The following is a 12,707-nucleotide window of genomic DNA, read 5'->3' on the forward strand; positions in this document are numbered from 1 at the left end:
GATGGTGTTGCGGATACAATCTATGGTGCGATTTGGCAACGTTACGAACTAATTGTCGTTGTCCGCTTTCTCGCCGCCGCTATAAGCCACATTTATCGAAACATCCGATTTGCGATCGTCGCTCCATCCGGTAGTCGTAAAAGATTGAACGATTTCGGACAGCATCTCGATCCGTTTTCGCAAAGTCGTGCAAAGCGCCTCTTTTCTGGTTTCGTCAATAAATAAAGAGCCCTTCAATATTTCGCGAAATTCTTCCTCGATATCGTGCAGTCGAGACAAATCAAGCCAGTCAAAGCTTGTCACCAGTTTAATTTGCTCTGCATGATCGGTTTTGAATGGCTTGCATGTGATTTTCCGGGTTGCCGAGATGAGTGCCGTCGGCTTGGAAAACCACAGCGACGAACCGCTGTCGTAGATTGGAGCGGCCCCGATCCATTCCAGCGTGTCGGCATTCCGCACCACGCCGAAATTGTTCTGATGCCGATCCTCGTTAGCGATCAGATAGTCCACGACGATCATTCGGTCAAGCGCTTCTACAATATCCGGAATATCCAACGCTTCGCAGCAATTCACATAATGCTGATACACCGAGACATGGTTTGGTTTTTGCTGCGTCTGCATGATATACCATGCCGTGACAAGCTCCGTTTGCGGCGTAATGAAGTTCTCGCATACGCTATACGGATAATCCTCTTGGACCATCAGCGTGTAAGGGACGTGGGGAATGCCGAGCCGCTCCATCAGCTTGCTGGCCAACACCTCGTTGTATGGCTCCTGCTGAGTGGCCCCGCTTCCCCCTTTGACTAGACAGCGCCGACCGTCCATAATCGTCCATTTCTTTTTCAGCCAGCCGTCTGAGGTATTGTCGGGAGACATTAAGCTGATCGCTTCGCTTGAACCGCCCTTGCCAAGCAGCACATTCCCGACGTCTTCGGAGAAATCATTTTCAAAGAAGTTGTACTGGGACCAAGCGGCATCCGTATCCAACGGACAAATCCAATATTGGTCGGACAAACTTAGCCCTAAGCTTTTATCCAACAGCTTATGCGTAGTGGACAGCCTCAATTCGAGCAGCGCTTCTTTAATGCCATCCCGGCTTGCCGGAATGGCTCTCCCTCGCCACCATTCATTGAGCGCTGCCCGATCAATCCGCCCTTTTCTGACGAAGACCCCAATAGGCAAATGACGCTCGTCGGTTGCAGGGCCAACTGCCGAGATGGCGCCTGTCGCCTCATCAAGCTCGATTTCCGTAACCGCGATATTTTTATGTTTCAGCACATACTTCTTGTTCCAAGCATCTGCCATATGATCTACTCCCTAATCTAAGTACTCCTATCATACCCTCTCTTTGTTATTTCTTCTTTTCCTGTCAAATCCCTGCCTATACAAGTTGAACCTGTGAAAGGGAATCCCTTGCATTTCCGAAGTTGCTTCAAAAGATCGATAAAAAAAAGAAGGTGTAAGCACCTCCCGAAGATTGCTTCATAGGAGGTACTTACACCTATCTTGTTTGTCGAATATCTTTCACAGCAACTGGGTTGGCTTATGGGACCGCCCCTTCCGCCTAACCTATGCTTTCTATACGCCCTTAGTCTTGAACAGCGTGCTGATCGAGCCACCCTCCATGATAATGCGCGTCGCTTCCGCAAGCATAGGCGCAACCGAGATGACCTTGAAGCGAGAAGAACGCTCTTCCGGCAACAGGATCGTGTCGGTGACGACCACTTCCTTGATGCTCGGGTGGTCGAGACGCTGCAAGGCGGGATCGGAGAACAACGGGTGAGTGGCGCATACGAACGGGTCTTCCGCTCCGCGCTCCTTCAGCCCTTCCACGACGTTCACGATCGTCGTGCCCGTATCAATCATATCTTCGATAATAATTGGCGTAAAGCCTTCGACGTCTCCGATCACGTGCGTAATGACGGATTCGTTGTGCGCGGGACGCTTCTTGATCATGATAGCGAAGGAGCAATCCAACTGGTTCGCCAGCTTCTCCGCCGTCGAAGCTCGTCCGGCGTCCGGAGATACGACGACCGGATTGCGGATGTTCTTCGACTTCAGATAATCGCTGATTAAATCCAGTGCGGTCAAATGGTCGACCGGAATGTCGAAAAACCCCTGGATCGCAGGAGCATGCAGATCGATCGTCACGATACGGTGAGCGCCGACCGTCGTCAGCACGTCGGCCACCATCTTCGCGGAGATCGGCTCTCGTGGAGCGGCTTTCCTTTCCTGCCGGGCATAGCCGTAATAAGGCAGCACGACGTTAATCGTTCGCGCCGAAGCCCGCTTGGCTGCATCGATCATAACCAGCAATTCTACGAAGTAATCGTTGATCGGATGAGATAGAGACTGGACCAAGAAAACGTCGCAATTGCGAATCGTCTCCTCGTAGTGAACGTACACTTCGCCGCTCTTGAATCGGGAAAGCTTGATTTTCCCCAGCGGCACTCCCAGATTGTCGGCGATCTTGCCTGCCAATAGCGGATTGGATGATCCCGAAAAGATACGAAGCTTACTACTGCTGTACATGTGCCCCTCCATATTTTGGCGATTCGACGCTCCAGGTGTCGAAATCCGTCAGTCATCATTTCCATTATACATGAGTTCGGGCCTTTTTTAAAAAGATTTCAATTTCCGTTTTCTTTCTGTAAACACGGCCAGCTCCGTATACCCCGCTTTTCGCAGCAGCTCCTTCGCCTCCGCCCCTTTTTGTCCGATTTTGTCGGGGTGGTGAGCGTCGGAACCGTACGTGACAGGGATATCGTAAGCTCTGGCCCGTTCAAGGATCGACACGGACGGATACATCTCTTTGCAAGGGGCATAAATTCCGGCTGCGTTCAGCTCAAAGGCCAAATCGTGCTTCTTGATCGCTTGCAGCGCAGCGTCTTCCAGTGCGCTTACATCTTCCTCCGGACGATAGCCGAACCGCTTGATCGCATCCATATGGCCGATATAGTCATAGAATCCGGTAGCCGCAGCCTTCGCGATCGCATCGAAGTATTGCTCGTAAACCTCGACGACACGGCGCCCTTCCCAGCGGTCGACCTGGCGGAAGTCCGTCACATCCCACGCTCCGAGAAAATGCACCGAACCGATCACGTAATCCCACGGATAACCGTTTACGATCCGCTCGATCTTTTCCTCCTGGCCTTCGACGTAATCGCCTTCCAGCCCGACGCGCACCTCGATGCGGCCCTTATACTTCTCCTTCAGGGCAAGAGCCTCCTCGACATAGCGGGGAAGCTCCTCCATCGGCATTGCGGAATCCGGGTTATCCTTGTCGGTGACATGCAGCAAAGGCATGTGATCGGACAAGCCGATCTGCTCCATGCCTTGCTTCATCGCGCTGAGGATGTAGTCTTCGAGCTTGCCGACCGCATGGCCGCAGCGCTCGTGATGCGTATGATAATCGATGAGCATGCCTTGCGTCTGTGTCATGGCCGCTTCACCTAATCCTTCTTGACCGGCTTGCGATGGCGGAACTCCAGCTCTTTCAGCACATCGTCGAACGGAATGCCTTGCTCGCGAAGCAGTACCATCAGGTGGAAAATGAGATCGGCGGACTCGCAGCGCAGTTCGTCTCCGTCGCGGTTTTTCGCGGCGATGATCACTTCGGCGGTTTCCTCTCCGACTTTCTTGAGAATTTTGTCGACGCCTTTCTCGAACAGATATGTCGTGTAGGCACCTTCCGGGCGCTCCGCATCGCGCTGGGCGATCGTCGCCTCCAGCCTGCTGAGCGGACCGAAGCGGTCATCCTGCTGCGCTGCGGCTTCAGATGCATGAGCCGTTCCTTCGCGATAGAAGCAGCTGTAAGCTCCCGTGTGGCACGCCGGTCCGTTCTGGCGCACCTTCACGAGCAGCGTATCGCCGTCGCAGTCATAATGCAGAGACTCGATCTGCTGCGTATGGCCGCTCGTCGCTCCCTTGTTCCACAGTTCGCCGCGCGACCGGCTCCAAAACCACGTTTGACCGGACTCCAGCGACTTTTGCAGCGACTCCTCGTTCATGTAGGCGAGCATAAGCACCTCTTTGCTCAGCGCGTCCTGCACAACCGTCGGCACAAGCCCGTCGGCGTCCCACTTAATCTCTTTTTGCCATTGCTGTTGCTGTTGCGTCATCTGACGTTCACTCCTTTTTCCCGCAGCGCTGTCTTAACCTCTTGCACCGTAACTTCCTTGTAGTGGAAAATGCTCGCCGCCAGCGCCGCATCCGCTTGCCCTTCCGCGAACACATCGGCAAAATGCTCGGCATTGCCCGCTCCGCCGGAGGCGATGACCGGGATGCCGATGCTTGTCGAGACCGCTTTGGTCAACGCGACATCGAAGCCGTCCTTCGTGCCGTCCGCGTCCATGCTCGTCAGCAGAATCTCGCCCGCACCGCGGCGCTCCGCCTCCTTCGCCCACTCAAGTGCGCGAATGCCCGTCGCATTGCGGCCGCCGTGGGTAAACACTTCCCACTCGCCCCACTCCGCGTTGAACTTCGCGTCAATGGCCACCACGATACATTGCGCGCCGAACGTCCGCGAGCCGTCCGTAATCAGGTCCGGATTGCGAATCGCCGCCGTGTTGATGCCGATTTTGTCCGCGCCGGCGCGAAGCAGCCGCTTCATATCCTCCACCGCCGAGATGCCGCCGCCGACCGTGAACGGAATCGTAATCTCCCCGGCCGTTCTCCGCACGACGTCGACCATGGTCGCCCGACCCTCTACTGAGGCGGAGATGTCCAGAAACACCAGTTCGTCCGCGCCTTCCCGATCATAGATCGCCGCCAGCTCCACCGGGTCTCCGGCATCTCGCAAATTCACGAAATTGACGCCCTTAACGACTCTTCCGTCCTTCACGTCCAAGCAAGGTATAATTCTTTTAGCCAACATGTAGCGTTCCCCCTTATCCCTCGTTATCCGTTATGACGACCGCGACGGATCGCAATAGGCCACGACTTCGCTATAGGGAAGAGTCCCTCCGAAAATATCGAGAGCGCTGCCGATCGTAATGTCCAGCTTGCCCCGCGTCAATTCGCGGAATCGCGCCAAATCCGCGAGCGATCGCGCACCGCCTGCATAAGTGGCCGGAATCGTCGCCCATTCGGCGAGCTTGGCAGCCAGCCTCTCTTGGACGCCCTCTCGCTTCCCTTCGACATCGACCGCATGGATCAGGAACTCGTCGCAGTAGCTTTCAAGCTCTCGGACAGTGGTTTCGTTGACTTCCAGATCGCTAAACGTCGTCCACTGGTTGGTCACCACGTACCATTTGCCGTCCCGTTCCTTGCAACTGAGGTCGAGTACGAGCCGTTCCCGGCCGACTTCCGCAACGATACGCCGCAGATTGTCCATCTGAAGGCGACCGTCGCGGAAAACGTAAGAAGTGACGATGACGTGCGAAGCCCCTTCGCGCAAGTAATCTGCTGCGTTCTCCGCCGTGATGCCTCCGCCGATCTGCAAGCCGCCGGGATAGGCCCTTAGCGCAGACAGCGCAGCCTCCCGGTTGCCGCCGCCGAGCATAATAATATGCCCGCCGGTTAACCCGTCTTGTTTATACAGCGAAGCATAGTATTCCGCCCCCCGTTCGGAGACGAAGTTCTCCACGACCTTCGAGGCGTCCGCTTGCAGCGTTTCCCCGACGATCTGCTTCACCTTGCCTTGGTGAATATCGATACAAGGTCTAAACTTCATTTCCCGACAACCCTCTCCGTGAACTTGCGGAGCAGCGCCATGCCGAGCTCGCCGCTCTTCTCCGGATGAAACTGCATGCCGTACACCGAACCCCGGCCTACGATCGCCGTGACCGGCTGGTAGTAATCCGTCACGGCCAGCAGATCGGACTCCCGCTCCGGCAGCGCGTGATACGAGTGGACGAAATACACGTGCCCCGGCTCCACGCCCTCGAACAACGGGCTCTCCTGCTTAAACGTCAGCTCGTTCCAGCCCATATGCGGAACCTTGTAATCCCCTTGAAACCGAACGACGCGGCCCGGCAGCAGATCCAGCCCCCGATGCGTCCCGTGCTCCTCGCTCTCGGTGAACAGCAGCTGCATTCCGAGGCAGATACCGAGAAACGGCTTGCCCGAAGCCGCGTATTCCTTCACCGTATCGACCAGCCCGGTCTCGCGCAAATTCGCCATTGCATCGCCGAACGCGCCGACGCCCGGCAGAATCGCCCCGTCCGCCGCCAGTATTTCGCGCGGATCGGAAGTGACCCGCGCCTCGCAGCCCAGCCGCTCGACGGCTTTGCTGACGCTGTGCAGATTGCCCATGCCATAGTCGATAATCGCAATCACTTACAGCACCCCTTTGGTCGAAGGCACGCCCTTCACGCGCGGATCGATCGAAGTCGCTTCGTCCAGCGCGCGTCCGAGCGCCTTGAACACGGCCTCGACCATATGATGCGTATTGCGTCCATAGTGGACGATGACATGCAGCGTAATACGCGCTTCCAGCGCCAGTTTCCACAGGAACTCATGCACAAGCTCGACCGTGAAGCTGCCTACGTTAGCCGCCGGGAATTCCCCGCGCAGCTCGAAATGCGGCCGGTTGCTAATGTCGACGACGACTTGCGCAAGCGCCTCGTCCATCGGCACGAACACGCTGGCGTAGCGTTTGATGCCCTTCTTGTCTCCCAGAGCCTCGCGCAGCACCTGACCTAAGCAAATGCCGATGTCCTCAACCGTATGATGATCGTCGATGTCCACATCGCCGCGCGCTTCGACCTTCAAATCGAACTGGCCGTGCTTCGCAAACAAGTCGAGCATATGATTCAAGAACGGAACGTCCGTCTCAAGCGACACCTCGCCGCTTCCGTCTACTCCAAGGGACAATTGGATGTCCGTCTCATTCGTCTTGCGGGATACGGCCGACGAACGGCCTCCTTGCACATTTTCTACGCTCACTTCGTCTCCCTGCCTTCCAATCGGATTTCCACCGCGCGCGCGTGACCTTCCAGCCCTTCGTGCCGGGCCAGCGTCGCGATTCCTGCGGCGTCTCTTAACAATGCCTGCTTGCTGTATCGGATCAAACTCGACTTCTTCAGAAAATCGTCCACGTTCAGCGGCGACGAGAACCGCGCCGTGCCGTTCGTCGGCAGAATGTGGTTCGGGCCCGCAAAATAATCGCCTACCGGCTCCGAGCTGTACGGGCCGATGAAGATCGCCCCCGCCGTCTCGATGCGTCCGAGCAGTTCCATCGGCTCGTCCGTCATCACTTCCAGATGCTCCGGCGCCAGCTTGTTGACCACGTCCAGCCCTTCGTCCAGGCTGTCCACGATCAGGATCGCCCCGTGCCGCTCCAGCGAGCTGCGGGCGATGTCCACCCGCGGCAGAGCCGCAACCTGGCGCTCCAGCTCCGCCTGCACCGCAGATGCCAAAGCCTGCGACGGCGTCACGAGCACCGCCGAAGCCATCTCATCGTGCTCCGCCTGCGACAGCATATCCGCGGCCACATAACGCGGATCGGCGCTGTCGTCCGCCAGCACGACGATCTCGCTCGGGCCCGCGATGCTGTCGATGTCGACCGCGCCGTACACGGCGCGTTTCGCCAGCGCCACGAAAATGTTGCCGGGCCCGCAAATTTTATCGACGGCGGGGATGCTCGCCGTCCCATAGGCGAGCGCGGCGACCGCCTGCGCTCCCCCGACCCGGTACATCTCCGTTACGCCCGCCTCTGCGGCCGCCACCAGAATGTACGGGTCGATCCCTTCCCGTCCGCCGGTCGCCGGCGGCGTCACCATCGCAATCTCCGGCACGCCGGCCACCTTGGCCGGAAGCACGTTCATGAGCACCGACGATGGATACGCCGCCTTGCCTCCGGGAACGTACAGCCCGACGCGGCGCAGCGGGCGGATCGCCATGCCCAGCATCGTGCCGTCCGGCGCCACGTCCATCCACGAGCCGCGCTTCTGCTTCTCGTGGAACGCCGTAATGTTCGCCGCCGCCTGCCGCAGCGCTGTGAGAAACTCCGGCTCTACCCTAGCGTAAGCGCCCTGAATCTCTTCCTCCGTCACCCGCAGCTGTTCGGGCGTCAAAGACACCTTATCGAACTCCGCCGTGTACCGCAGCAACGCCTCGTCGCCTTCCAGACGCACCGCCTCCACGACCTCCCGCACGGTCGCGTTCTGCTCCGGAGAGCCGTATTCGCTCTGCCGATCTAACCGGAATCCGTCCGCTTTTCCAATATACATGCCTTCGCCTCCTCGCATCACCGTCTCAAACCCGCCTCACACCGGAGCGCCGATAATCGCGCCCAGCCGGTCGCAAAGCTCCTGAATCGCCGCATTTTTCAGCCTGTAGCTGACGCGATTGGCGATCAGCCGGCTCGTCACCTGGAATAGCGTCTCCATCTCCACGAGTCCGTTTTCCTTAAGCGTCTGCCCCGTTTCCACCATATCCACGATCCGATCGGCCAAGCCGATCAGCGGAGCAAGCTCGATCGAGCCGTTCAGCTTGATCACTTCCACCTGCTGCCCCTGCTCGCGAAAATATTGCGAAGCTACGTTCGCATATTTCGAAGCCACACGAGGATTGATGACCGGCTTCCAGTCGGGCAGTCCGATGACCGACATCCGACACTTCGCAATTCCGAGATCAAGCAGCTCGTAGACGTCCTTATTTTCCTCCATCAGAACGTCCTTGCCCACGATGCCAATGTCGGCCACTCCGTACTCCACGTACGTCGGAACGTCGACCGGCTTCGCCATGATGAACTCCATGTTCGCCTCCGGCACCGGAATAATCAGCTTGCGGGAGTCGTCGAAATCCTCCGGAATCGGCAGCCCCGCCTGCCGGAACAGCTTGCTGGCCTGCTTATAGATGCGCCCCTTGGGCATCGCGACTTTCAAAGTGCCGCTGTCCGTCATGCCAACCCTTCCTTTCCGTCGTCAAAAGGAACCAGCTTGTCGTACGACTTGCCCCGATAAACCAATTCGCCCTTGCTCAAGTGTCGTTCCAGATCCGCAGCGCGCAACTCCTCCAGCTCCGCAGTCGATACGAGCGCCGTTACCACGATCGCTCCTTGCTCGCGAAGCTGGCTTGCCTTCACAAGCGCCTCTTGTCGCCGCGTGCTTGCATACGCGACCAGCGTCCGCTCGCGCTGCTCGGCGACGTCTTCCACGACTTCGAGAATGCGCGTCGTCTTCAATGCAAAGCCCGTCGCCTGAGCGGGACGCCCGAACTGCGCGAGCAAGTTGTCGTACCGGCCTCCGCTGCACACCGGAAAACCCAGATGGGAAGCATAGCCTTCAAAGGTCATCCCCGTATAATAAGAGAAATCCCCGATCATCGTCAGATCGATCAGCACATGCTCTTGAATGCCGTAGGCTTCCAGCACGTCCCATACTTCGCACAGATGACGGATCGCCGATTGCGCTCTCTCGTTCGCGCTCAGCTCCAGCGCTTGATCGCATACCTCCTGACCGCCGCGAAGCCGCAAAATATCCTCCAGCTCCCGCTTCCACGCAGCGTCCAGCGTTAGCTTGCGGATCGCATCCCGGTAGCCGACGTGGTCTCGCTGCAGCAGGCAGGCTTTTAGCGTCTCCTGCTCGCTAACCAGCCCAGGCAGCGTCTCCTCGAACAAACCGTTCAGGAAACCGACATGCCCCATCGCGATCTTGAACGACGGCACTCCCGCCGCCTTTAAGGAAGCGACGGCCAGCGCAATCATCTCCGCATCCGCCTCAGGAGAAGCGTCTCCGACCAGTTCGACGCCGGTCTGATAAAACTCAGAATCCCTTCCGCCCTCTTCCTCGAATGCCCGGAACACATTGCCATGATAGCTGAGCCGGATCGGGAACGAATCGTCCTTAAGCAGCGAGCCGACGACGCGCGCGATCGGCGCCGTCATGTCGGAACGCAGTACGATCGTCGTCCCGCGGCGGTCCAGCAGCTTAAACAGCTTCTGATCCGATGTCGAGCTGGCCATTCCGACCGTGTCGTAATATTCCAGCGCAGGGGTGATGATCTGTTCGTAACCCCACAGCTGCATGCACTCCAGCACGCTTCGCTCGATCTTCCTCAGCTTGGAGACCGCGTGCGGCAAATAATCCTTTACCCCGGTCGGCTTCTCGAACACTTTCGGTTTCGTCATTTTCGCGCACCTTCTTCGTTTTATCCTCTATTGCAAACGGGTTATTTTCAAAATGGGGGGACCGCATCTATAAAAGTTGAACCAATGAAGGGGGAAGCCCATTGCATTCCAAAAGGGATGGTTTTGCCGACTTCAGACAGGTTGTTTTGGGCTGCTTGGATTGATAAGAACGATAGATGTAAGCAGCCCAAAGCCAAAACTCGCGGCAATACCATTCCCTTTCTCCATTCCATTGGGTCATCTCTTAGATATCATTGGTTCAACTTATATAACACCCCGCCAATTACTTCGTTGCGTTAAAGTGCTACCATGTTACCATACTGCCAAAATAAAGAGATTAGTGGTATATTACCATGTCGCTCTATTCGAGTCAATCCTCGCCTGCGCCTGTAAGGACTGCCGCAGGAAATCAAAAAAACCGCCCGTTGCCGTCATCGGCAGCAAGGCGGTGATTCGCGCGCCTAACCTACAACTCCCTGAGAGGATTGCCCCCTACTCTCATTCCAGGCGCAACATCCTTATGAACAACCGCACCGGCCGCAACGACCGCACCGTCTCCGATCGTCACTCCCGGCAGAACCGTTACGTTTGCCCCGATCATCACGTTAGAGCCGATCCGGATATCTCCCAGACGGTATTCTTCAATCAAGTATTCGTGCGTCAACAGCGTCGAATTATAGCCGATGATCGTGTTATCTCCAACCGTAATTCGCTCGGGGAAGAAGACGTCCACCATTACCATGAGCGCAAACGCCGTATGCCGCCCGACTTTCATTCCGAGGATGCGCCTGTAAATCCAGTTTTTAACCGGCAAGCTCGGGCAGTATCGCGCGATCTGGATGAAGACAAAATTGCGAACCGCCTTGAACCGGGACACCGTGCGGTACACCTGCCACAGCGCATTCGCCCCTTCCACCGGATACCGCTCCACGTTCCTCAACTCAAGCACCCTCATTTCCGATTCCGCATAGGGTCAGCAGTTCGTCCATCTCCTTGATGATATACGATGCCCCGGAACTGCGCAGCAGCTCCTCGCCTTTGAGCGACCATGCCACGCCGACGGGAACGGCCCCCGCCCGGAGCGCCGACACGATGTCGACGGAGCTGTCTCCCACCATCAGAGTCTTCGAGGCTTCCGCGCCAAGCGCGGCTACCGCTTTCGCCACCGGCTCGGGATGCGGCTTGGCGTTGTCCACATCGTCCAACGTCACGATCGTATCCATATAGGAATAGATCTCCAGCAGCTTAAGCGCGCGAAGCGTCGTCTCCCTCATCTTCGTCGTCACGACGCCAAGCCGAATGCCCTGCCGATGAAGCTGTTCGATCGTTTCCTTCACGCCGGGGAAGAGCGATACCATCTCGTCATGCTTAAGCAGATTGTAATCCCGGTAAGCGCCTACTAGCGTCGCTACATCTTCTCTCCCGGTAAAATGCTTCATCTGCACGGACAGCGGCTCTCCCATCGACGGGATGATATGCTCCCTCCCGAAGCTTGCGGGAACATGACCGATCAGCGCATGCATGAAAGACTGAATGATCAGTTCGTTCGTATCGATAATCGTACCGTCGAGATCAAACAGGACGGTCGTGATTTTCGCTTGGGGCTTCCGTGCCGCCGACGCCGTTTCCTCCGTCTGCGTCGTTGGAGTCGTTCTTGTTTGCGTCATTCTTGCTGTTCTCCGTTTCTTCGCGCGTCTGCGACGCGGTTTTCCCGGTTTTGAAATTAACTAGCGGGTCGTTGTACCTCTCCGCTACGTATCCCATCGTTCTTCTCGCCACGATCAAAATGATACCGCCAAGGACGAGCAGAAGCGCAAGTAACTGAGAAATCCGGATATTGCCCTCAGCCGGATTCAAATAGCCTTGCTCGAAGACGGCCGTCATCGGAGACCATAGCGCGTCGAGCACCGACTTAAGCCACTCCGGCCCCTTAAAGGCCAAGCTGTCGGTACGAAGCGCCTCAATAAAGAAGCGGCCTATGGAATACCAGATGAAGTAGGTAAACAGCAGCTCGCCTTTCTTCAGGAAATTGCGGCGTCTGATCACGAACAACACAACGAGGCCGAGCAGGCTCCACAGCGATTCGTACAGGAAAGTCGGGTGATGGAACACTCCCTCGACGTTCATCTGATTCACGATAAAGCCCGGAATATGCAGCGTATCGCGCAGGAACGACTCCTCCACCTCTCCGCCGTAAGCCTCCTGATTAACGAAGTTGCCCCAGCGTCCGATCATTTGCCCGATCAGCAGCGAGGGCGCGCAGATGTCCGCGATTCTTAAGAAGCTGTAGCCTTTGGCCCTTATGTAGAAAAAACCGCTGAGCAGCGCGCCGATCAACGCTCCGTAGATGGCGATTCCGCCGTTCCATATCTGGATGATCTCGCCCGGATTCGCCTGGTAGTAGTCCCATTTGAACGCAACATAATACAGCCGCGCGACGATAATGGATGATGGAACCCCGATTAACAGCAAGTCCAGGAAAAAGTCGGCGTTCAGGCCGAAGCGCTTTCCTTCCTGCACCGCAAGCAAAAGGCCCGCCAAAGCCGCCGACCCCAAAATGATGCCGTACCAATGTACATCCAGAGAGCCGATCGAGAACGCGATCGGATTGAGCAGCATCGTAAACATCGTC

Annotated in this window: 14 protein-coding genes; all 14 read right to left on the reverse strand. The window is 57.0% G+C overall.

Annotated elements, in window-relative coordinates:
* Window positions 1-48: 48 nt before the first annotated feature.
* Entirely contained in the window at window positions 49-1,305 is a 1,257-nt protein-coding gene (locus tag J4772_RS32165) for a HipA domain-containing protein (RefSeq protein ID WP_209073036.1), read from the reverse strand.
* A 273-nt stretch (window positions 1,306-1,578) separates the two neighbouring features.
* Window positions 1,579-2,532, reverse strand: coding sequence for a ribose-phosphate diphosphokinase (locus J4772_RS32170; protein WP_116064711.1), 954 nt, complete (start codon window positions 2,530-2,532; stop codon window positions 1,579-1,581).
* Window positions 2,533-2,619: 87 nt separating this feature from the next.
* Window positions 2,620-3,423, reverse strand: a complete 804-nt coding sequence (hisJ, locus tag J4772_RS32175; RefSeq protein WP_209077571.1) for a histidinol-phosphatase HisJ — start codon at window positions 3,421-3,423, stop codon at window positions 2,620-2,622.
* A gap of 29 nt (window positions 3,424-3,452) precedes the next feature.
* Window positions 3,453-4,121, reverse strand: coding sequence for a bifunctional phosphoribosyl-AMP cyclohydrolase/phosphoribosyl-ATP diphosphatase HisIE (gene hisIE / locus J4772_RS32180; RefSeq protein ID WP_209073037.1), 669 nt, complete (start codon window positions 4,119-4,121; stop codon window positions 3,453-3,455).
* Window positions 4,118-4,876: an imidazole glycerol phosphate synthase subunit HisF gene (gene hisF / locus J4772_RS32185; protein WP_209073038.1), complete on the reverse strand. Its 759-nt coding sequence runs from the start codon at window positions 4,874-4,876 to the stop codon at window positions 4,118-4,120. The genes hisIE and hisF overlap by 4 nt, the downstream gene beginning before the upstream one ends.
* A gap of 30 nt (window positions 4,877-4,906) precedes the next feature.
* Window positions 4,907-5,674, reverse strand: a complete 768-nt coding sequence (hisA, locus tag J4772_RS32190) for a phosphoribosylformimino-5-aminoimidazole carboxamide ribotide isomerase (RefSeq protein ID WP_209073039.1) — start codon at window positions 5,672-5,674, stop codon at window positions 4,907-4,909.
* The gene (gene hisH, locus J4772_RS32195; protein ID WP_116064715.1) at window positions 5,671-6,279 is read right to left on the reverse strand and encodes an imidazole glycerol phosphate synthase subunit HisH; all 609 of its coding nucleotides are present in this window, start codon (window positions 6,277-6,279) and stop codon (window positions 5,671-5,673) included. Before hisH ends, hisA begins: the two co-directional genes overlap by 4 nt.
* Entirely contained in the window at window positions 6,280-6,888 is a 609-nt protein-coding gene (gene hisB / locus J4772_RS32200; protein ID WP_116064716.1) for an imidazoleglycerol-phosphate dehydratase HisB, read from the reverse strand. It abuts the gene before it with no gap.
* Window positions 6,885-8,174, reverse strand: coding sequence for a histidinol dehydrogenase (gene hisD, locus J4772_RS32205; protein ID WP_116064717.1), 1,290 nt, complete (start codon window positions 8,172-8,174; stop codon window positions 6,885-6,887). Before hisD ends, hisB begins: the two co-directional genes overlap by 4 nt.
* 36 nt (window positions 8,175-8,210) lie before the next feature.
* Complete coding sequence (gene hisG, locus J4772_RS32210; protein ID WP_116064718.1) at window positions 8,211-8,849, reverse strand: ATP phosphoribosyltransferase; 639 nt, start codon at window positions 8,847-8,849, stop codon at window positions 8,211-8,213.
* Window positions 8,846-10,075 carry an ATP phosphoribosyltransferase regulatory subunit gene (locus J4772_RS32215; protein ID WP_209073040.1) on the reverse strand — a complete coding sequence of 410 codons (1,230 nt, stop codon included), beginning with the start codon at window positions 10,073-10,075 and terminating at the stop codon, window positions 8,846-8,848. Before J4772_RS32215 ends, hisG begins: the two co-directional genes overlap by 4 nt.
* A gap of 466 nt (window positions 10,076-10,541) precedes the next feature.
* Window positions 10,542-11,030 (reverse strand): acyltransferase, encoded by a 489-nt coding sequence (locus tag J4772_RS32220; RefSeq protein ID WP_116064720.1) that lies wholly within the window; start codon window positions 11,028-11,030, stop codon window positions 10,542-10,544.
* On the reverse strand, window positions 11,017-11,742 hold the full coding sequence (ppaX, locus tag J4772_RS32225; protein WP_209073041.1) for a pyrophosphatase PpaX: 726 nt from the start codon (window positions 11,740-11,742) through the stop codon (window positions 11,017-11,019). The genes J4772_RS32220 and ppaX overlap by 14 nt, the downstream gene beginning before the upstream one ends.
* The gene (gene lgt / locus J4772_RS32230) at window positions 11,648-12,703 is read right to left on the reverse strand and encodes a prolipoprotein diacylglyceryl transferase (protein WP_209073042.1); all 1,056 of its coding nucleotides are present in this window, start codon (window positions 12,701-12,703) and stop codon (window positions 11,648-11,650) included. Before lgt ends, ppaX begins: the two co-directional genes overlap by 95 nt.
* Window positions 12,704-12,707 lie beyond the last annotated feature (4 nt).

Source organism: Cohnella sp. LGH (assembly GCF_017671885.1).
Taxonomy (GTDB): Bacteria; Bacillota; Bacilli; order Paenibacillales; family Paenibacillaceae; genus Cohnella; species Cohnella phaseoli.

Coding starts and splice junctions, on each gene's coding strand:
- hisJ (WP_209077571.1), bottom strand. CDS start 3,423: ATGCTCATCGATTATCATACGCATCACGAGCGCTGCGGCCATGCGGTC.
- hisF (WP_209073038.1), bottom strand. CDS start 4,876: ATGTTGGCTAAAAGAATTATACCTTGCTTGGACGTGAAGGACGGAAGA.
- hisA (WP_209073039.1), bottom strand. CDS start 5,674: ATGAAGTTTAGACCTTGTATCGATATTCACCAAGGCAAGGTGAAGCAG.
- J4772_RS32165 (WP_209073036.1), bottom strand. CDS start 1,305: ATGGCAGATGCTTGGAACAAGAAGTATGTGCTGAAACATAAAAATATC.
- hisG (WP_116064718.1), bottom strand. CDS start 8,849: ATGACGGACAGCGGCACTTTGAAAGTCGCGATGCCCAAGGGGCGCATC.
- hisD (WP_116064717.1), bottom strand. CDS start 8,174: ATGTATATTGGAAAAGCGGACGGATTCCGGTTAGATCGGCAGAGCGAA.
- J4772_RS32170 (WP_116064711.1), bottom strand. CDS start 2,532: ATGTACAGCAGTAGTAAGCTTCGTATCTTTTCGGGATCATCCAATCCG.
- J4772_RS32215 (WP_209073040.1), bottom strand. CDS start 10,075: ATGACGAAACCGAAAGTGTTCGAGAAGCCGACCGGGGTAAAGGATTAT.
- J4772_RS32220 (WP_116064720.1), bottom strand. CDS start 11,030: ATGAGGGTGCTTGAGTTGAGGAACGTGGAGCGGTATCCGGTGGAAGGG.
- hisIE (WP_209073037.1), bottom strand. CDS start 4,121: ATGACGCAACAGCAACAGCAATGGCAAAAAGAGATTAAGTGGGACGCC.
- lgt (WP_209073042.1), bottom strand. CDS start 12,703: ATGTTTACGATGCTGCTCAATCCGATCGCGTTCTCGATCGGCTCTCTG.
- ppaX (WP_209073041.1), bottom strand. CDS start 11,742: ATGACGCAAACAAGAACGACTCCAACGACGCAGACGGAGGAAACGGCG.